Below are 19,331 nucleotides of genomic sequence, written 5' to 3'. Positions count from 1 at the left end.
GCGAAGGCGTGGTGTGCGCAGACGGTCGCGACGTGCGTGACGAGAAGTCTGTGACGGCCAGGGAATCTGTGCAGTTTCACGTGAAACATACGTAAAACTCGTTTCGAATGGCTGCATTTCAACCTTTTTTGTCCGATCTCAGCCCAGGTCGGGTGCATGCATCGCCCGGACGCCCTCGATGTTTCCGTCCAGGTAGTGCCGCAGTGACAGCGGTACGAGATGAACGGCAGCAATCCCCATCCGGCTGAACGGCACCCGTACGACGTCGTACTCCCCGCAGGGATCCTCGATCTCGGGGCCATGGCGCCGGGACAGATCCATCGATTCGAGCCGGCAGACGAAGAAGTGCTGGACTTTGACCCCCTTCACTCCGCCGCCCTCGATGTGTTCCACGGTGTCGACGAAGCAGGGGACCACATCGGTGATCTTGGCGCCGAGCTCTTCGTCCAGTTCACGGTGCAGGGCATCGACGACGGTTGCGTCCCCGGGCTCGACCCCGCCACCGGGTGTGAGCCAGTACGGATCCACTCCGGGCTTGGTGCGCTTGATGAGGATCAGGTCGTTGCCGTCGAGCAGGATGGCGCGTGCGGTGCGCTTGACCACAGGACGTTCGGTCATGGCAAGAGAGTGGCCCACTGAACCGGTTCTGAAACACCGGAACCGGTGTCGGACCGTCCTGCGGTCGCCAGGCGGAGCGAGGGGAGTGGCTGTCGGGGAACTCCGCGGGGGAGAGCGGACGGCTCAGCTGTCGCCCAGCGCCGCGTCCAGCGCCTGCTCGACGTCGGCCAGCAGATCCTCCGGGTTCTCCGCGCCGACCGAGAAGCGGATGAAGCCCTCCGGCACGGCGTCACCGCCCCAGCGTCCCCGCCGCTCGGCGGTGGAACGCACGCCACCGAAGCTCGTCGCGTCGTCGACCAGCTGCAGTTCGGCCAGAAAGCGCTCGGCCCGCTCGCGGTCGGGCAGCACGAACGACACCACGGAGCCGAAACGCCGCATCTGACGGACGGCGTTCGGATACGAAGGGTCGGTTGGCAGACCGGGGTACCGCAGCCCGGTCACTCCCTCGCGCTTGCCCAGAGCCTCGGCAAGGGCCAGGGCCGTGGCGCACTGCCGGTCGACGCGCAGCTCCAGTGTGGCCAGCGAACGGTGTGCGAGCCAGGATTCCATCGGGCCCGGAATCGCGCCGACAACCTTGCGCCAGCGCCGTACACCCGCTGCCAGCTCGGGATCGCGGCAGGTCACATGGCCGAGCAGGATGTCACCGTGGCCGGTCATGCCCTTGGTGTCGCTGGCCACCGAGAAGTCCGCCCCCAGGTCCAGCGGGCGCTGGCCGAGCGGGGTGGCGAGCGTATTGTCGACAGCCACCAGCGCGCCCGCCGCGTGCGCGGCGCCGACCAGACGGCGTACGTCGCAGACGTCGAGCCCCGGGTTGGACGGGGTCTCGATCCACAGCAGCTTGGCGCCTTCGAGGGCCGCCAGCTGGGCATCGCCGCCGGTCGGGGCCGTCCGCACCTCGACGCCGTAGGCTTCCAGCTGCTCGCGCACCAACGCCAGCGCCTGGTATCCGTCGTCGGGCAGTACGACCACATCGCCGGTGCGCGCCCGGGAGAGCAGTACGGCAGAGACCGCCGCCATCCCGGAGGCGAAGACGACGGTCTCGACGGGCTCCCCAGGCGCCTCCAGCTCACCGATGGCGTGCTCCAGATGCGTCCAGGTCGGGTTGGTGTCCCGCCCGTAGGTGTACGGACCGGTCGGCTCACCGGAGAGATGGAAGTGAGCAGCGAAGACCGGTCCGGGCATAGTGGGCTCGAACTGCTCCGGTTCGGGCAGGCCGGCCCGAACCGCCCTGGTTCCGTCACCCATGGTGCTCATCTGGTTCCTCACTTCTCTCCGCTGTGCCACTGGTCCGACCTGAAGTGTCCCGGACGCCCGCGGATCAGTCCTCGTCGGGCAGGACCACGTTCAGCGCCCACGACACGATCGAGATGATCAGACCGCCGAGTACCGCGGTCCAGAAGCCGTGGACATGGAAGCTCAGGTTGAACAGGCCGGCCAGCCAGGAGGTCAGCAGCAGCATGAGCGCGTTGACCACCAGGGTTATCAGTCCGAGCGTGAGGATGAAGAGTGGCAGGGTGAGAAGCTTCACAACGGGCTTGACCACGAAGTTCACCAGGCCGAAGAGCAGGGCGACCACGATCAGCGTGAGCGCCTTGCGCCAGGTGCTGCCGCCCTCCAGCGTGATGTCTTTGAGCAGCCAGATGGCAACGGCCAGTGCACCTGCGTTGGCGATCGTCTTGACTACGAAATTCTTCATGTGTCTGATCGTCGCAGACGTGATCGGTGGAGGACACCGACAGGAACAGAGACAGGGGCGGACTGGTCATGAAGGCATTCAGGCTCGATGAGCTGGAGGCGGAACGAGCCGCCAATGACGGTGCATATCTGCAGTTCCTGAAGGAACGGAACATGTCCGTCGGACTTTACGCACTGGATGCCGGGGAACTCGACCCGCAGCAGCCGCACCATCAGGACGAGGTCTACCTCGTCGTCAGCGGCCGTGCCTCGATCACGGTCGGTATGGAGACCACGCAGGTGGGCAGGGGAAGTGTCGTGTATGTCCCCGCCGGTGTGGCCCACAAATTCCATCACATCACCGAGGATCTGCGGGTCATGGTGGTGTTCTCCCCGCCGGAGAGCTGAGTCCGCTCCTGTCCAGGTCCCGGCTTCGGCCCTCAGGGATCCCTCAGGGGTCGATCAGGGGACTTCAGGGGCTACAGGGCCCCCGCTGCTCCCCGCGCATCTCTAGCATCGGAGGATCGGAGCAGGAACTCACAGAGACGAGGCGGGAACGATGGCTGTACGGGAGATATTCACGGGGCTGCCCTGGTGGGTGAAGTGGATTGCGGTGCCGGTCATCGCGATCGTCGTGTTCGGCGGTCTGATCGCCAGCGTGGTCGGGTTCGTGATCGGTCTGCTCTTCAAGATCCTGGTCTTCGTGATCCTGGTCGGAGGACTTGTCTTCGTCGTGCGCAAGTTCATGTCCTCCTCGCGAAGCGACTGGTAGGACGATCGGATACCAGCCTCTGGATTAGCCCAGCTGAGCTAAGTGCGACACGAAACGACATACCCCATGGGCGTGCCCGATATGGTGGCATTCCGCCGCTGGAACCTGGGAATTCCCTGTTCGTTGCCAGCATGACCAGTGGTTTGTGCGGCGTTCGGCCTCCGAACCCCAGGTACGCGGCGGTCTGTGGGGGCGGGCCCCACAGACGGGCTTGCCGCCCGTCGCCATGCCTGGGGGGTGACCGTTGATCACGGCATCGAGTAATGCTGCCCCGACGCTGATCGGTTCGGTGCAGCGAGCGCTGAGGCTGTTGGAAGCTGTGGGCGCCCATCGAGACGGGGCGCCCGCGAAGCAACTGGCAAGGGAGGCGGGCCTTCCCCTCCCCACTGCCTACCATCTGCTGCGCACCCTGACGCATGAGGGCTATCTGCGCCGGGAGAACGGTGTGTTCCTCTTCGGGGCCGCCGCCGAACGCCTCGTCGGCGGTGAGAGCCCCCTGCGCAGTAGCGGCACCGGCATGACCGAGTCGCTGAACCGCTGGCGCGACAGCATCGGCCTACCGGTGTACTGCGCCGCCTACCGCGAGGGCGAGATCGAGCTGATCGCGGTTGCCGACGCCCCCCACATACCCGCAGTGGACGAGTGGGCATCCTTTCGCGAGACCGGGCATGCCCATGCGCTCGGCCAGTGTCTGTTGAGTCAGCTCGACGAGCACACCCGCCAGGACCATTTGGACCGGCACCCCGTGGAGCCGCTGACCCGGCACTCGGTGCGGGACCGCCCCGCGTTCCTCGAGCGACTGCGGTCGTTGGAACGCATGGAACCTGTCATCGAACGGCAGGAGTACGCCCTGGGGACGATCTGTGCCGCGATCCCGATCACCGGCGGCTTCACAGCCGCCGCGATGGCGATTTCGGTCCCCCTGGAGCAGGAAGATCGGTTGCTCCCCGCAGTCGAACAGCTACGTGGCGAAGTGACCAACCTCTTGCGCTCAGCCGTGTTCTCTATCAGTATCTGAAAAATCACTCCTTGTGATCTGCTATCGCGTGCACCACGATGGCGTCAATAGGGCCACGGGGGATCATTCCTGGCCAGATTCATCTACTGCGGGGTTGAACGATGCGTGAGTCGGTTCAAGCTGAGGTCATGATGAGCTTCCTCGTCTCGGAGGAGCTCTCTTTCAAGATCCCGGTGGAGCTCCGGTACGAAGTGAGCGATCCTTATGCGATCAGGATGACCTTCCATCTGCCCGGCGACGCCCCTGTCACCTGGGCTTTCGGCCGTGAGCTGCTGCTCGACGGTCTCAACAGCCCCAGTGGTGACGGCGACGTGCATATTGGGCCCACGGAGCCCGAAGGGCTCTCCGACGTGCACATCCGCCTTCAGGTGGGCGCGGACCGCGCCCTTTTCCGGGCGGGCACGGCACCCCTGGTGGCCTTCCTGGACCGGACCGACAAGCTCGTTCCGCTTGGGCAGGAGCGCGCGCTGGGTGATTTCGAAGGGAGCCTGGAGGAGGCCCTGGGCCGGATCCTCGCCGAGGAACAGAACGCCGGCTGAAGAACCCGGCGTCTGCGACCGGCCCGCCGGTCGAACACGACACCTGCCGAATGGGTGAATCGCTCTCTGTGCAGAGGCGTTCAGGGCTTCGTCCTGCGACGACGTCCCCTCCCGGTCCGTACGGGTGCTGAAGCTCCGGCTTCCGCGCCGACCCCTGTACGGTCCGCGGAGACGACCAGGGCAGCGAGCACTGTCGTCACCGGCACCGAGGCGACCAGTCCGATCGAACCGACCAGCGTTCGTACGATCTCCTCCGCCACCAGTTCGCTGTTGGCCACTGTCCCCATGCTGCTCTGGGCGACCGAGAACAGCAGCAACAACGGCAGTGCGGCGCCCGCGTAGGCGAGCACCAGCGTATTGACGACCGAGGCGATGTGGTCGCGCCCGATCCTGATGCCTGCTCGGTAGAGCCCCCGAACACCCATCGTCGGGTTCGCCTGGTGCAGTTCCCAGACCGCCGACGTCTGGGTGACCGTCACATCGTCGAGTACCCCGAGCGATCCGATGATGACACCCGCCAGCAGCAGGCCGCTCATGTCGATGTGCGGATAGAGGCCGTGAATGAGCCCGGTGTTGTCGTCGGTGTTGCCGGTCAGGTTCGCCCAGCCGATGAAAAGCGATCCCAGCAGCCCGATCAGCAGCAGCGAGACCAGTGTGCCGAGCACCGCGACCGAGGTGCGGGCCGTCACGCCGTGACACATGTAGAGGGCGATCAGCATGATCGCACTGGCCCCGACCACCGCGACGAGCAGTGGATTCGATCCCTGGAGGACGGCCGGGAGGATGAACAGGGTCAGCGCGGCGAACGAGACGGCGAGAGCGACCAGTGCCATCACCCCGCGTATCCTGCCCACCGCTATCACGACCAGGGCGAAGACCCCGGCCAGTAGCGTCATCGGAACCTTCCGGTTCACATCCGTCACCGAATACTGCAGATCGAGGGGCGCGTCCGGGGCGTACGCCACGACGACGCCCTGCCCTTCGCGCAATTGGCGAGGAGCGTCGGGCTGGACGATCTCGACGAAGGTCCGCCCCTTGTCCTGACCGGATGTCACTTCGATCGTGGCCTTCTCGCACAGATGATCTCCGTTCCCGGACGACGGGGTGGCCGTGCCGCTGACGGGGGTCTGGGCGGCATTCACGTCCTTGCAGTCCACCGAGGAGACCTTCACCACCTTTCCCTGCCGGGTTTGCTGATCGAAGCCGACACCGGACCGCTCGTGCGAAGGCGCGCCCCCGGGCCAGAGCACCACCAGGCCGACGACGACCGCGGCGGCGAACGGGATCAGCACGGCTGCGATGACCCTGCGCAGATGTGTGGAGACGGGCGCGGCAGGGCCATGACTGTGGGCATGGCCCTGCTGATGGTTCTTGGGTTCGGGCGCGGTACGAGAGGTCGTCACCGGCCGATCATCGCAACAATGCCGTACCCGAAGTGGTGCGCGAGGGAGATCGCCGCAGGCTGGGCCGGGCTGCCGGTCACAGTCAACCACCGCGGGATCGAGCGGTGATCAGCGGCAAGCGGTTCCTGGTGAAGGTGAATGCCGACATCGGCAACTCCGCGGTGATGTCCTCCATCGAGGAGGAGGTGGAGAAGATGACAGGTGCGACGCGCTGGGCGCCGACACGGTCATGGATCTGTCCACCGGTCGCAACCTTCACACCACCCGTGAGTGTGTTCTGCGCAGACGAGTGTGTGATCAGTCCGGTTCGTGCTCGGGGCCGCCGAAGTCGGGACTGGTGAAGTCGGGGCTGGTGAAGGTCGGGCGGGGGCCTGCCGCAGGGCCCTGGTCGGGGCTGGAGAAGTCCGGTGGGGTGTAGCCGACCTTCGGGATGCGGTTCGCCGAACGCTCCGGTGCTCGCGCTGCCGGACCGGCCCCGGGGTCGGCGAGCGCCTCCCGCAGGAACGGCAGTATGCCGCGTTCCAGCAGGGCGTGACGCCATGCCTCTCTGGCGCGCGCGACATCCTCCGGCAACTCGGCCTCGGTGTCCTCGACGGGCTGTGCCGATCCGTTGCGCAGCGCGGTGACGAGCAGGCCGATGGCCGCGGCCAGGATGGCGGCTGCCATGACAGCCGCGAAGAACCAGCCCGCGGTGACCATGGTGGAGGCGAAGGACGGTGGCGGAGCGAGCAGCTTCAGCAGGTATCCGGCGAGCAGGAATATGAACGCGGCGGTTCCGGCCAGAACGGGCGTCAGGACCGTGATGACCGCTCCTATGCCGGCTCCGGACTGGCGCGAGGCGCCCACGCCGGAGCCCGAGTCCTCGCCCGCCTCCTCGGTGGGTACGCGCAGCTCTTCGCGGGCTTTGACATAGTGCCGGTACTCGGTGGCGGCCGTCGCGGTGATCAGCGCCGTGGCGTCCAGTGCCATGGTGCGCAACTGCACGGCGTTGAGACGCTCGCCGACCGCGGCCAGATCCGGTCGTTCATGGGCGTGACGCAGTGCGTCGTCGAGGATCCGCTCGTACTCGGGACGATCCTCGGCCAGCAGGTGCGGAGCGCTGTTCATGTGCATCCCCCGATGCTCCGTAGGGCCTGAATGCCCACCAGAACCGGGCAGTTGGGCGGAAACGGAGGAGAGCCTGCTACTGATACGCCGATGGTAGAGCGCTCACGGCACGAGGTGACAGGGGGTTTCCGGAAATTGGCCCAGTGTTCGGCGCTGTCAGGTCGTGGATGCCTCTGCCCAGAAGAATGTCATTCATGCAGGGGAAGTTGGGCGACCAGTAGCTTTCCGGCCATGGTCACTCCGCCGTCCATGGCGATGGCGAGCCCGTCCGCGTACACGTGCGGGCCTTCGACCACGGGGCCGGAGCTGTCCTCTCCGTCCTCCGATCCGACCTCGCCGAGCAGATACGGAATGGGGCTGTGACCATGGACGATGCGCTGTCCGCCGTAGGCCGCCAGCAGCTCCCGGACGGCCTGCGGTCCCGCCTCGTCGCGGAAGGCGAACCGCTTGGTCAGTTTCCGGAAGAGGTCCCAGCACTCATCGGCGTCGTTGCGCGTGAGGATGGCGTGCACGGTGTCGTTGACGTCCTCGATGGTGGTGCCGTACTCGAGGTATGCGGTCGTGTCGGAGTGCAGCAGCAGGTGCCCGTCCTGCTCGACGATCGCATCGAGCCGGGACATCCACTGGAGGTGGACGTCCTGAAGGCGCTCCATGTCGTTCTTCTGGCCGCCGTTGAGCAGCCAGGCGGCCTGGAAGGTGGCGGTGCCCGCACCGGAGTTCACCGGGGTGTCGCCGAACCGTTTGGCACCGATGAGCAGCAGTTCGTGATTGCCCATCAGCGCCTTGCAGTACCCGCCGGCGGCCGCGGCCTCGGCGGACAGGCGCATCACGAGGTCGATGACACCGATACCGTCGGGCCCCCGGTCGGTGAAGTCGCCGAGGAACCAGAGCCGGGCATTGCCCGCGGACCAGTGGTCCTCGGCGTCGATGAGGCCCTGCTCGGCGAGGGCGGCGCGGAGCTCGTCCAGGTAGCCATGGACGTCGCCGACCACGTACAGCGGTCCCAGCTCGGGTTCCGGTACGCGTCGCGGGTCGGGGACGGCCCGCACCTGGAGGGTGTCGCCGCGGTTGATCACGGGGAGGTCGCGCGCGGTGGGTGTGTACCCCTCGGGCAGCTCGTTCTCCGGAACGGCGTTGCCCGGGTGCGGCGGTGAAGGCGGCACCGGAGTCTGTGCGTAGGGTGGCACGCGGAAGTCGCGCAATGTCGCAGTCCGCACCACGGGTTCCTGACCGGCCCCCTGTGTCATCGACCCCTCCACCACCGTCGCGCCGCCGTACACCTGACGGGCCCTGCTGGTCGGGGCGGTCCGCGGTGTCGTGCGCCCATCATAGGAATGCGAATCGTGCTGTGTGACGCACCAGGGGTGGTGAATCCCGGCGCACGTCGCGTTCACCGGCCGTTTGGTCCGAAATCGCCTGATCAATCCCCGGTGGGGGACCGTGGCGCGCTGATCGTGGTGCGGGGCGGTCGGCGTTGCGAGGACGTCCGGACGATGAGCTCCGTCGGTACGACCTGTTCCACCGGTCCGTCGTGATCGACGCCTTCGATGGCGTCGATCAGAAGCTGGACGACCGCAGTGCCGATTCTGCGCGGTTTGAGCGAGAGCGTGGTGATGGGTGGCTCGGTCGTCGCGTACACGGTGGACTCGCTGCAGCAGACCAGCAGCAGGTCCTCGGGCACGCGCAGGCCGTAGCGGCGGGCGGCCGCCAGCAGATCGGTGCCGTTGGGGTCGAAGAGTCCGTAGACGGCGTCGGGCCGGTCCGGGCGGGCGAGCAGCCGGTCGGCGGCGACCGCACCCGCGCACGGGTCGTGGGCGGGGTAGGACTCGTACACCGGGTCCTGGCCCACGCGCTCGCACCAGTGAAGGTACGCGGTGGTGGAGAGCCGGGTGTACGTGTCGGTGGTCGTCCCGGTGAGCAGGCCGATGCGGCGGGCCCCGGCGGCCGCGAGATGGTCGAGGAGGTCGAGCACGGCCGCCCGGTGGTCGTTGTCCACCCAGGCGGTGACCGGGAGGGTTCCGGCAGGCCGCCCGTCCGAGACGACGGGCAGCCCTTGACGGGCCAGGTCCGTCACGACCGGGTCCTGGTCGGAGGGGTCGACCACGACGGTGCCGTCGAGGGCGACGTTCGACCAGACGTCGTGCTGTGAGGTGGCAGGCAGGATGACGAGGGCGTAGCCGCGGGCGAGGGCGGCGGAGGTGGCCGCTCTGGCCATTTCGGCGAAATAGGCGAATTCGGTGAAGGTGAAGGGTTCGTCCCCGTAGGTCGTCACGGTCAGGCCGATGAGGCCGGACTTGCCGGTACGGAGGGTTCGGGCCGCGGCGGAAGGGCGGTAGCCCAGGCGCTCTGCGACCTCGCGGACATGGCGGCGGGTGGCGTCCGGGAGCCTGCCCTTGCCGTTGAGCGCGTCGGAGACGGTCGTGATGGAGACCCCGGCGGCGGCGGCCACATCCCGGATTCCCGCTCGTCCCTGCCGGCCGCCGCGCCGGGGTGTCTCCGTCCGGCTCACCTGGTGCTTCCCTGCTGCTGTCATGGCGAGCCGATAGTAGGGCTCGCACGGGAGGTTGGCCTGGTCGCATATTCACTCGTCGGCAGGCACGTTACTGCATGATCAGAGTGCGTCAAATGCCTTGCAATAAAAGGGTGTTGGCGGGTCATGCCGCAATGTTTCATGCATCGAACTCGTTGGGCCTGCTCAATGGCCGATGTTTCGAAGAGATCTCATCTCACCTCTTCGAGGGACGCGCGCCACGGAGTGAGCCACCAGCGCACGACAGGGAGAGAAAAGCTCCCCCCATTCCCGGTCGCATCGGACGATTGGACGCTCCGGCCATACGCAGCTGCACCCAATCCTCATAAGGTGAGCAGTATTGATGTGTACAGACGCTCGAGGAGGACCTGCGGTGAGCGAGACGAGCCCCAAGCTGCGCGCCGAGCTGGACGGCGTCCCTGCCTATGTACCGGGCAAGCCGGCTGCCGCCGACGGACCGGTCGCGTTCAAGCTGTCCTCCAACGAGAACCCGTATCCGCCGCTGCCCGGCGTGATGGAGTCCGCCCTGGCCGCGGCCGCGAACTTCAACCGCTACCCGGACATGGCCTGCACCGGTCTGATGAACGAGCTGGCCGACCGTTTCGGTGTGCCCGTCTCGCATCTCGCCACCGGGACCGGATCGGTCGGTGTGGCGCAGCAGCTGCTCCAGGCCACCTCGGGGCCGGGCGACGAGGTCATCTACGCCTGGCGTTCCTTCGAGGCGTATCCGATCATCACGCAGGTCAGTGGCGCGACGTCGGTGAAGGTCCCGCTGACCGACGGCGAGGTGCACGACCTCGATGCGATGGCGGACGCGATCACCGACCGCACCCGGATGATCTTCGTCTGCAATCCGAACAACCCGACCGGCACCGTGGTGCGCCGGGCCGAGCTGGAGCGGTTCCTGGACCGGGTGCCGGGTGATGTCCTGGTGGTGCTCGACGAGGCGTACAAGGAGTTCATTCGCGACGTCGAGGTGCCGGACGGCATCGAGATCTACCGGGACCGGCCCAACGTCGCGGTGCTGCGGACGTTCTCCAAGGCGTATGGCCTGGCCGGTCTGCGGATCGGTTTCGCGGTGGCCCACGAACCGGTGGCCGCCGCACTGCGCAAGACGGCGGTGCCCTTCGGGGTCAGTCAGCTCGCGCAGGACGCGGCGGTCGCCTCGCTGCGTGCCGAGGATGAACTCCTTGGGCGGGTGGGCTCCTTGGTGTGTGAGCGCGAGAGGGTGCAGCGGGCGCTGGCGGAACAGGGCTGGACCGTCCCGGAGTCCCAGGCGAACTTCGTCTGGCTGCGGCTCGGCGACCGTACTGCCGACTTCGCCGCGGTGTGCGAGCGGGCCGGCGTGGTGGTCAGGCCGTTCGCGGGTGAGGGGGTGCGGGTGTCGATCGGCGAGGACGAGGCGAACGACCTGTTCCTGAAGGTGGCGGAGTCGTACCGCAGAGTGCTGTAGCGGCACGCTCCTGCGGGCCCTGGGCCCCGTACCTCGTCGGTCGAGGTACGGGGCCCTCTGCGTCCGGGCTCTGGGCAGGGTGTCTGCTTCGGGGTGGATCGGTCGGAACGTCTCAAGAGGGGGGACCCCGCCCGAAGATCCCGAAAGTCTGTGCGCCATAATTTTTCTTGTGAATGTGAACGCGTTCACAAGCGTGTCCCGTTTCCTCCCGTGATTAGTCGGATTTAACGGGCAAAATGCCGGTGCGACTACGGCGACGTAAGGAGAAGACGTGGAGCTTGCTCTGGCGCCAGAGACTCTGGCGCGATGGCAGTTCGGGATCACCACCGTCTACCACTTCCTGTTCGTCCCCCTCACGATCTCGCTCGCCGCGCTCACGGCCGGCCTGCAGACCGCCTGGGTGCGGACCAACAAGGAGAAGTACCTCAGGGCGACGAAGTTCTGGGGCAAGCTTTTTCTGATCAACATAGCCATGGGCGTCGTCACCGGCATCGTCCAGGAGTTCCAGTTCGGCATGAACTGGTCGGACTACTCGCGGTTCGTCGGTGACATCTTCGGTGCCCCGCTGGCGTTCGAGGCGCTGATCGCCTTCTTCTTCGAATCCACCTTCATCGGGCTGTGGATCTTCGGCTGGGACAGGCTGCCGAAGAAGATCCATCTCGCCTGCATCTGGATGGTCTCCATCGGGACCGTGCTCTCCGCCTACTTCATCCTGGCGGCCAACTCCTGGATGCAGCACCCGGTCGGATACCGGATCAACGAGGAGCGGGGCCGGGCCGAGCTCACCGACTTCTGGCACGTGCTCACCCAGAACACCGCACTCGCCCAGTTCTTCCACACCATCACCGCCGCCTTCCTGGTCGGAGGCGCGTTCATGGTGGGCATCGCCGCCTTCCACCTGGCGCGCAAGAAGCACATCCCGGTGATGCGGACCTCGCTGCGGCTCGGCCTGGTCACCGTGGTGATCTCCGGGCTTCTCACCGCCGTCAGCGGTGACCAGCTGGGCAAGGTCATGTTCAAGCAGCAGCCGATGAAGATGGCTGCCGCCGAGGCGCTCTGGGAGGGCCAGGACGCCGCACCCTTCTCGATCTTCGCGGTCGGCGATGTGTCCAAGGGGCACAACACCGTGGAGATCTCCATCCCGGGGGTGCTGTCCTTCCTCGCGGACGACAGCTTCACCTCGTATGTCCCCGGTATCAACGACATCAACAAGGCCGAGCAGGAGAAGTTCGGCCCCGGTGACTACCGTCCCAACATCCCGGTGGCCTTCTGGAGCTTCCGCTGGATGATCGGTTTCGGGATGGCGTCCTTCGCCCTCGGCATCCTCGGCCTGTGGCTGACGCGGAAGAAGTTCATGCTGCCGCCGGGGCTGCGGACCGGTGAGGACGAGGTGCCCCATCTGGTGCTCTTCAAGAACAAGGCCCTCAGCCCGAAGTTCGCCAAGTGCTACTGGATCCTCTCGCTCTGGACCCTGCTCTTCCCGCTGATCGCCAACTCCTGGGGCTGGATCTTCACCGAGATGGGCCGCCAGCCCTGGGTCGTCTACGGCGTGTTCCAGACCCGCGACGCCGTCTCCCCGGGCGTCTCCCAGGCCGAGGTGCTCACCTCGATGATCGGCTTCACGCTGCTCTACGCCGTACTCGCGGTGATCGAGGTCAAACTGCTCGTGAAGTACATCAAGGCAGGACCGCCGGAACTCACGGAGGCCGACCTCAACCCGCCCACCAGGATCGGCGGCGACCACGAAGACGCCGACCGGCCGATGGCCTTCTCGTACTGAGAGCAGAGGAGCTGAGAGATGGAACTCCACGACGTCTGGTTCGTGCTCATCGCCGTCCTCTGGATCGGCTACTTCTTCCTGGAGGGATTCGACTTCGGGATCGGTGTCCTCACCAAGCTGCTGGCCCGCGACCGCAAGGAGCGGCGGGTACTGATCAACACGATCGGACCCGTCTGGGACGGCAACGAGGTGTGGCTGCTCACAGCGGGCGGTGCGACCTTCGCCGCGTTCCCCGAGTGGTACGCGACTCTGTTCTCCGGTTTCTATCTGCCGCTGCTGATCATCCTGGGCTGCCTGATCGTCCGGGGCGTCGCCTTCGAGTACCGGGCGAAGCGGTCCGAGGACCGATGGCAGACCAACTGGGAACACGCGATCTTCTGGACCTCGCTGATCCCGGCCCTGCTCTGGGGTGTGGCCTTCGGGAACATCGTGCGCGGCGTGAAGATCGATGCCGACATGGAGTACGTGGGCACTTTCTGGGATCTGCTCAACCCGTACGCCCTCCTCGGCGGACTGGTCACGCTCTGCCTCTTCACCTTCCACGGTGCCGTGTTCGCGGGGCTCAAGACCGTCGGGGACATCCGGGAACGGGCGCGCAAGCTGGCGCTCAAGCTGGGGCCGGTCACCGCGGTGCTCGCACTCGCTTTTCTGATCTGGACCCAGATCGACACCGGCGACAACGGGAGCCTGCTGGCAATGATCATTGCCGCGGTGGCGCTGGTCGGCGCGATCGCCGCTGTCGCGGCAGGGCGTGAGGGCTGGTCGTTCGCGCTCTCCGGGGTGACCATCGCGGCGGCGGTCGCGATGCTCTTCCTGGCGCTCTTCCCGAACGTCATGCCGTCCTCGCTGAACGACGCCTGGAGCCTCACGGTCACCAACGCCTCGTCCACCCCGTACACGCTGAAGATCATGACGTGGTGTGCGGGCATCGCGACCCCCCTCGTCCTCCTGTACCAGGGCTGGACGTACTGGGTGTTCCGCAAGCGCATCGGGACGCAGCACATCGCCGAAGCGCACTGAACGCACCGGGCCTGTCCGGCCACGGACCACCGGACAGGCCCTGGCCCGCCGAACGAACTGACTGGGGGACGTTTCACGTGAAACCGATCGACCCGCGCCTGCTCCGTCACGCCCGTGCCACCCGTTTCTTCCTGGCAGCCGTGGTGGCCCTGGGCGTCGTCGGGGCGGCTCTGGTCATCGCCCAGGCCATGCTCATCGCCGAAGTGGTGGTGGGCGGGTTCGAGGACGGGCTGACCGCCTCCGGACTGCGGACCCCGCTGGTCCTGCTCGTGGGCGTCGCGCTCGGCCGGGCGCTGGTCTCCTGGCTGACCGAACTGGCCGCGTACCGGGCCAGCGCGGCGGTCAAGTCCGAACTCCGCGGCCGGCTCCTGGACCGGGCCGCGGCGCTCGGGCCCGGCTGGCTGAGCGGACGGCGTACCGGATCCCTGGTGACGCTCGCCACCCGTGGCGTCGACGCGCTCGACGACTACTTCGCGCGTTATCTGCCACAGCTCGGGCTGGCGGTGGTCGTTCCCGTGGCGGTCCTGGCCCGGATCGTCACCGAGGACTGGGTCTCGGCCGCGATCATCGTGGTCACGCTGCCGCTCATCCCGCTCTTCATGATCCTGATCGGCTGGGCCACCCAGTCGCGGATGGACCGCCAGTGGCGGCTGCTGTCCAGGCTCTCCGGGCACTTCCTCGACGTGGTCGCCGGACTGCCGACGCTGAAGGTCTTCGGCCGGGCCAAGGCGCAGGCCGAGTCCATCCGGACCATCACCTCGCAGTACCGGCGGGCCACGATGCGAACCCTGCGGATCGCGTTTCTGTCGTCCTTCGCCCTGGAACTGCTGGCAACTCTCTCGGTGGCCCTCGTCGCCGTCACCATCGGCATGAGGCTGGTGCACGGCGAACTCGACCTCTACACCGGCCTGGTGGTGCTGATCCTGGCGCCGGAGGCCTATCTGCCGATCCGTCAGGTCGGTGCGCAGTACCACGCGGCCGCCGAAGGGCTCGCGGCCGCGGAGGAGATCTTCTCGGTCCTGGAGACCGAACCCCGGCCCGGCGGCACCGCGGACGTCCCGGCGTCGCTGCGACTGGAGCTGGACGAGGTGACCGTACGGAACGAGGGCCGTACCGAACCTTCGCTGGACCGGGCCTCGTTGGTGGTGGACGAAGGCGAGACCGTTGCGCTGGTCGGCCCGAGCGGCGTGGGCAAGTCCACGCTGCTCGACGTGGTGCTGGGCTTCACGGCACCCGACGAGGGACGGGTGCGGGTCGGCGGCGTCGATCTCGCGACGCTGGCGCCCGAGCGCTGGCGGGAACGGATCGCCTGGGTGCCGCAGCGCCCCTACCTCTTCGCCGGCACGATCGCGGAGAACGTACGACTGGCCCGGCCGGACGCGGACGAAGGAGCGGTGACGGCGGCGCTCCGGGACGCGGGGGCGTACGACTTCGTGACGGAGCTGCCGGACGGTGTGCACACCCGTCTCGGTGAGGACGGCGCGGGCATCTCCGCCGGTCAGCGCCAGCGCCTCGCACTTGCGCGGGCCTTCCTCGCCGACCGGCCGCTGCTGCTGCTCGACGAGCCGACCGCGAGCCTGGACGGCGAGACGGAGGCGGGCATCGTCGAGGCGGTGCGGAGGCTGGCGGCGGGACGGACCGTGCTGCTGGTCGTGCACCGTCCGGCACTGCTCTCGGTGGCCGACCGGGTGGTGGCCCTGGGATCGGACGTGACACCCCGATCGGAGCGGCCCGAGCCGGCCGCCATGGCGCCCCGGCCGGTGGGCACCGCCGACCACGCGCATGACGCGTCGCCGGAGCCCGGGGCCCCGCAGCGGAACGCCGTGACCCGCCGGGGGCACGTCCTCGCCCGGGTCAGGGAGGCCGCAGGGACACAGCGCGGACAACTGGCCCTCGCGCTGCTGCTCGGCAGCCTCGCCCTGGGTTCGGCCGTCGGACTCATGGCCGTCTCCGGCTGGCTGATCTCCCGTGCCTCCGAGCAGCCCCCGGTGCTCTATCTGATGGTCGCCGTGACCGCGACCCGTGCCTTCGGTCTCGGCCGGGCCGTGTTCCGGTACGCCGAACGCCTGGTGTCGCACGACGCCGTGCTCAAGATGCTGGCCGATCTGCGGGTCTCGGTCTACCGGGGACTGGAGCGCATCGCGCCGGCCGGTCTGCGCCGGACCCGGCGCGGGGATCTGCTCTCCCGGCTCGTCGCCGATGTCGATGCCCTCCAGGACTACTGGCTGCGCTGGCTGCTGCCGGCCGGAACCGCTGTCGTGGTGGGGGCGGTGACTGCCGGATTCATCGGCTGGCTGCTGCCGGCGGCAGGTGCCGTGCTGGCTGCCGGACTGCTGTTGGCCGGAGTGGGAGTACCCCTGGTCAGCAGCGCCTGCTCCCGCTACACCGAACGCCAACTGGCTCCCGCCCGTGCCGATCTGGCCACCCGGATCACGGATCTGCTGGGCGGAACGGCCGAACTGACCGTTGCGGGCGCTCTGCCCGGCCGGTCGGAGCGGACCCGCGAGGCCGACGGTGTTCTGACCCGTATCGCGGCTCGTGCGGCCACCGCCACCGCACTCGGCGGCGGCCTCATCGCCCTGATCGGCGGTCTCACCGTCATCGCCACCGCGCTCGTCGCCCTCCCCGCCGTGCGCGACGGGCGGCTCGCGGGCGTGGAGCTCGCGGTCGTGGTGCTGACCCCGCTGGCCGCCTTCGAGGCCGTGACCGGACTGCCGTCGGCCGTGCAGTACCGGCAGCGGGCCAAGCGGAGCGCGGAGCGGGTGTACGAGGTGCTGGACGCCCCGTTGCCGGTGAACGAACCGGAGAGCCCGGCCGAGACGCCCGTATCGCCCTTCCCGCTGGAGGTACGAGGGCTGTCGGCCCGGTACGCGGGAGCGGAGCGGGATGCCCTGGAGTCCGTCGACCTGATGCTGACGGCCGGCCGGCGCATCGCCGTGGTCGGGCCCTCCGGGTCCGGGAAGACGACTCTCGCGCAGGTTCTGTTGCGCTTCCTGGACGCACGGGCGGGGACGTACCGGATCGGCGGTGTCGACGCCGGTGCGCTGAAGGGGGACACGGTCCGGCAGTTCGTCGGACTGTGCGCGCAGGATGCCCATGTCTTCGACAGTTCCATCCGGGAGAACCTGCGGCTGGCCCGCACCGGTGCCACCGACGACGAACTGCGCGGCGCCCTCGACCGGGCACGGTTGCTCGACTGGGTCGAGGCGCTGCCCGACGGGCTCGACACCCTCGTCGGCGAACACGGGGCACGTCTCTCGGGCGGTCAGCGCCAACGTCTCGCCCTGGCCCGGGCGATCCTCGCCGACTTCCCCGTACTCGTTCTGGACGAGCCGGCGGAACATCTCGATCCGGCGACCGCCGACGCCCTGACCGCGGACCTGCTGGACGCCACCCGGGGCCGGACGACGGTGCTGATCACCCACCGTCTGCAAGGGCTCGAAGCCGTCGACGAGGTGGTGGTGCTGGACGCCGGCCGGGTCGTGCAGCAGGGACCGTACGCCGATCTCGCGGCAGCGGAAGGGCCGTTGCGTCAGATGTTGGAGCGGGAGCGGGAGACTGCGCGGGTGGCCGGGGGAACGGTGGTCGTGCGGGCGTGAGTCGCACGGTGCGATATCCGACTTTCCTGATGAATAGGTACTAACTAGTCTCGGGGTATGTCAGAGCAGGACCCGAAGGACTCGATCGAAGCCGCGACACGGGCCACCCGCAGCCTGCAGGGCCTGTCCACCGATCTGACGGCCCGCGTACCGCAGCTGCTGGAGGCCATGCGCTCCATCGGCACGGGTCTCGAACTGCACTCCACGCTCGACCGGATATGTGAGACGGCGGCCGAGCTCGCCCACTGCCGGTATGCCGCGATCGGTGTCGTCGACCAGGAGGGGGAGGGGCTCTCCGATTTCGTCACGCACGGGGTCCCGGACGAGGTGGCACGGGAGATCGGCCGCCGGCCCGACGGCCACCGGGGGCTGCTCGGTGCGCTGATCCATGATCCGGTACCCGTGAAGCTCGCCGATCTGACGGCCGATCCGAGGTCCGCCGGATTCCCGCCCGGCCATCCTCCGATGCGCACCTTTCTCGGTGTTCCGATCCGGGTCCAGGGGGAGGTCTTCGGGAATCTCTACCTGACCGAGAAGAACGGCGGGGCCGAGTTCAGCGACTACGACCTGCACATGGTGCGGGTGCTCGCCACGGAGGCCGGGATCGCCATCGGCAATGCCCGGCTGTACGAGGCGGCACGCCAGCGCGAGCGGTGGATCGACGGCTCGGTGGCCGTGACCACCGCGCTGCTCTCCGGCGGGGACGCCGATGACGCGCTCGCCGTCGTGGCCGAGCAGGCCCGTCATCTCGCCGGCTCCGCCGCCGGAGTCGTGCTGCTGCCGACCGAGGAGGGCGGCCTGGAGATCGTCGCCGTCTCCGCGGACGACCCGTCCGGTCAGCTCGGGGCGGTCTTCGGGCCGAAGAGCCCGGTGGTGGCGCAGTTGCTGGGCGGCGAGGCGGTCTTCGTGGACGACTCGGCCACCGATCCCCGCACGGGCACCGCGCTGGCCGGCCGGTACGGGCCCAGCATGCTGCTGCCCCTGCGCAGCGGGGGCCGGGTGCTGGGTGCGCTCGCGACCCCCCGCGCCCGGGGCGGGAAACCGTTCACGGAGATGGAACGCACCCTGGCCACCCAATTCGCCTCGCAGGCCGCACTCGCGCTGATGATGGCCGAGGCGCAGCGCGACCGGGAACGGCTCGCGGTGTACGAGGATCGCGACCGGATCGCGCGCGATCTGCACGACCTGGTCATCCAGCGGTTGTTCGCCACCGGGATGATGCTGGAGAGCGCCCAGCGCCGGTCGGTCGTGCCCGAGGTGCAGACCGGGGTCGGCCGGGCGGTGGACGAACTGGACGTGACCATCCAGGAGATCCGTACCGCGATCTTCGCGTTGCAGCAGGAGCCGACCGAGGCGCCGTCGGGGCTGCGCACCCGCGTGCTGCGTGAGATCAACATGGCGGCGGTCCCGCTGGGTTTCAAACCCTCGCACCGCTTCCTCGGCCCGGTCGACTCGCTGGTCGGCGAGCTGACCGCCAAGAACCTGATCGCCGCGCTGCGGGAAGCGCTGTCCAATGCCTTCCGGCATGCCGACGCGTCGTCGATCGATGTGGTCGTCGACACGACGCTCACGCTGCCCGACGGGAGGCAAGCGGTACGTCTGTCGGTCGCCGACGACGGGGTGGGCATCCCGGAGGACGGTCGGCGCAGCGGGCTCCGGAACCTGGCGCGCCGGGCGGAATCGCTCGGCGGCGCGAGCTGGTTCGGGCCCGGTATCGGGGAGGACGGCGGAGGTACGACGGTGGTGTGGGAGGCGCCGATCTGAGAACGGGGGCACAGCCACTGCCCCGGTCAGTGCCCGGGCGGACATGGGCCCGAC

General features: G+C 68.1%; 16 protein-coding genes and 1 pseudogene. 10 read left to right on the top strand and 7 right to left on the bottom strand.

Annotated elements, in window-relative coordinates; translation table 11 throughout:
* Positions 1 to 138: 138 nt before the first annotated feature.
* The 3 genes from AB0L71_RS26825 to AB0L71_RS26815 all read right to left on the bottom strand — a co-directional run bounded on the left by AB0L71_RS26825 (position 139) and on the right by AB0L71_RS26815 (position 2,314).
* The gene (locus AB0L71_RS26825) at positions 139 to 618 is read right to left on the bottom strand and encodes an NUDIX hydrolase (RefSeq protein ID WP_365247617.1); all 480 of its coding nucleotides are present in this window, start codon (positions 616 to 618) and stop codon (positions 139 to 141) included.
* A 123-nt stretch (positions 619 to 741) separates the two neighbouring features.
* Positions 742 to 1,872 carry a cystathionine gamma-lyase gene (locus AB0L71_RS26820; RefSeq protein ID WP_365247615.1) on the bottom strand — a complete coding sequence of 377 codons (1,131 nt, stop codon included), beginning with the start codon at positions 1,870 to 1,872 and terminating at the stop codon, positions 742 to 744.
* Positions 1,873 to 1,936: 64 nt separating this feature from the next.
* The gene (locus tag AB0L71_RS26815) at positions 1,937 to 2,314 is read right to left on the bottom strand and encodes a phage holin family protein (RefSeq protein ID WP_365247613.1); all 378 of its coding nucleotides are present in this window, start codon (positions 2,312 to 2,314) and stop codon (positions 1,937 to 1,939) included.
* A gap of 68 nt (positions 2,315 to 2,382) precedes the next feature.
* Between AB0L71_RS26815 and AB0L71_RS26810 the strand changes: the two genes are divergently transcribed.
* From AB0L71_RS26810 to AB0L71_RS26795, 4 genes are all read left to right on the top strand, one after another.
* Positions 2,383 to 2,700: a cupin domain-containing protein gene (locus tag AB0L71_RS26810; protein ID WP_365247611.1), complete on the top strand. Its 318-nt coding sequence runs from the start codon at positions 2,383 to 2,385 to the stop codon at positions 2,698 to 2,700.
* Positions 2,701 to 2,851: 151 nt separating this feature from the next.
* Positions 2,852 to 3,064: a DUF5326 family protein gene (locus tag AB0L71_RS26805; RefSeq protein WP_365247609.1), complete on the top strand. Its 213-nt coding sequence runs from the start codon at positions 2,852 to 2,854 to the stop codon at positions 3,062 to 3,064.
* 244 nt (positions 3,065 to 3,308) lie between these two features.
* Positions 3,309 to 4,082, top strand: coding sequence for a helix-turn-helix domain-containing protein (locus tag AB0L71_RS26800; protein ID WP_365247607.1), 774 nt, complete (start codon positions 3,309 to 3,311; stop codon positions 4,080 to 4,082).
* Positions 4,083 to 4,183: 101 nt separating this feature from the next.
* Complete coding sequence (locus AB0L71_RS26795) at positions 4,184 to 4,621, top strand: SsgA family sporulation/cell division regulator (protein WP_365247605.1); 438 nt, start codon at positions 4,184 to 4,186, stop codon at positions 4,619 to 4,621.
* An 80-nt stretch (positions 4,622 to 4,701) separates the two neighbouring features.
* Here AB0L71_RS26795 and AB0L71_RS26790 read toward each other — a convergent pair whose 3' ends face one another.
* Entirely contained in the window at positions 4,702 to 6,024 is a 1,323-nt protein-coding gene (locus AB0L71_RS26790) for a YibE/F family protein (RefSeq protein WP_365247603.1), read from the bottom strand.
* 26 nt (positions 6,025 to 6,050) lie between these two features.
* On the opposite strand from AB0L71_RS26790, the pseudogene AB0L71_RS26785 reads away from it, so the two are divergent.
* Positions 6,051 to 6,307 (top strand): annotated as a pseudogene (locus AB0L71_RS26785) (phosphomethylpyrimidine synthase ThiC); the annotation flags it as partial.
* A 14-nt stretch (positions 6,308 to 6,321) separates the two neighbouring features.
* Here the strand turns inward: AB0L71_RS26785 and AB0L71_RS26780 are convergent.
* From AB0L71_RS26780 to AB0L71_RS26770, 3 genes are all read right to left on the bottom strand, one after another.
* The gene (locus tag AB0L71_RS26780; RefSeq protein ID WP_365247601.1) at positions 6,322 to 7,137 is read right to left on the bottom strand and encodes a hypothetical protein; all 816 of its coding nucleotides are present in this window, start codon (positions 7,135 to 7,137) and stop codon (positions 6,322 to 6,324) included.
* Positions 7,138 to 7,319: 182 nt separating this feature from the next.
* On the bottom strand, positions 7,320 to 8,378 hold the full coding sequence (locus AB0L71_RS26775; protein WP_365247599.1) for a metallophosphoesterase: 1,059 nt from the start codon (positions 8,376 to 8,378) through the stop codon (positions 7,320 to 7,322).
* Positions 8,379 to 8,551: 173 nt separating this feature from the next.
* The gene (locus AB0L71_RS26770; protein ID WP_365247597.1) at positions 8,552 to 9,664 is read right to left on the bottom strand and encodes a LacI family DNA-binding transcriptional regulator; all 1,113 of its coding nucleotides are present in this window, start codon (positions 9,662 to 9,664) and stop codon (positions 8,552 to 8,554) included.
* 370 nt (positions 9,665 to 10,034) lie between these two features.
* On the opposite strand from AB0L71_RS26770, the gene hisC reads away from it, so the two are divergent.
* The 5 genes from hisC to AB0L71_RS26745 all read left to right on the top strand — a co-directional run bounded on the left by hisC (position 10,035) and on the right by AB0L71_RS26745 (position 19,277).
* The gene (gene hisC, locus AB0L71_RS26765; protein ID WP_365247595.1) at positions 10,035 to 11,114 is read left to right on the top strand and encodes a histidinol-phosphate transaminase; all 1,080 of its coding nucleotides are present in this window, start codon (positions 10,035 to 10,037) and stop codon (positions 11,112 to 11,114) included.
* A 271-nt stretch (positions 11,115 to 11,385) separates the two neighbouring features.
* Positions 11,386 to 12,894, top strand: coding sequence for a cytochrome ubiquinol oxidase subunit I (locus AB0L71_RS26760; protein WP_365247593.1), 1,509 nt, complete (start codon positions 11,386 to 11,388; stop codon positions 12,892 to 12,894).
* 18 nt (positions 12,895 to 12,912) lie between these two features.
* Complete coding sequence (cydB, locus tag AB0L71_RS26755) at positions 12,913 to 13,914, top strand: cytochrome d ubiquinol oxidase subunit II (RefSeq protein ID WP_365247591.1); 1,002 nt, start codon at positions 12,913 to 12,915, stop codon at positions 13,912 to 13,914.
* Positions 13,915 to 13,991: 77 nt separating this feature from the next.
* Positions 13,992 to 17,513: a thiol reductant ABC exporter subunit CydD gene (gene cydD, locus AB0L71_RS26750; RefSeq protein WP_365247589.1), complete on the top strand. Its 3,522-nt coding sequence runs from the start codon at positions 13,992 to 13,994 to the stop codon at positions 17,511 to 17,513.
* Positions 17,514 to 17,570: 57 nt separating this feature from the next.
* Positions 17,571 to 19,277 carry a GAF domain-containing protein gene (locus tag AB0L71_RS26745; RefSeq protein WP_365247588.1) on the top strand — a complete coding sequence of 569 codons (1,707 nt, stop codon included), beginning with the start codon at positions 17,571 to 17,573 and terminating at the stop codon, positions 19,275 to 19,277.
* The last annotated feature ends 54 nt before the right edge of the window (positions 19,278 to 19,331 follow it).

Source organism: Streptomyces sp. NPDC052052 (assembly GCF_040680455.1).
Taxonomy (GTDB): Bacteria; Actinomycetota; Actinomycetes; order Streptomycetales; family Streptomycetaceae; genus Streptomyces.
The sequence above is the reverse complement of the archived record's forward strand: the minus strand, read 5'-3'. Positions and strand labels throughout refer to the sequence as shown.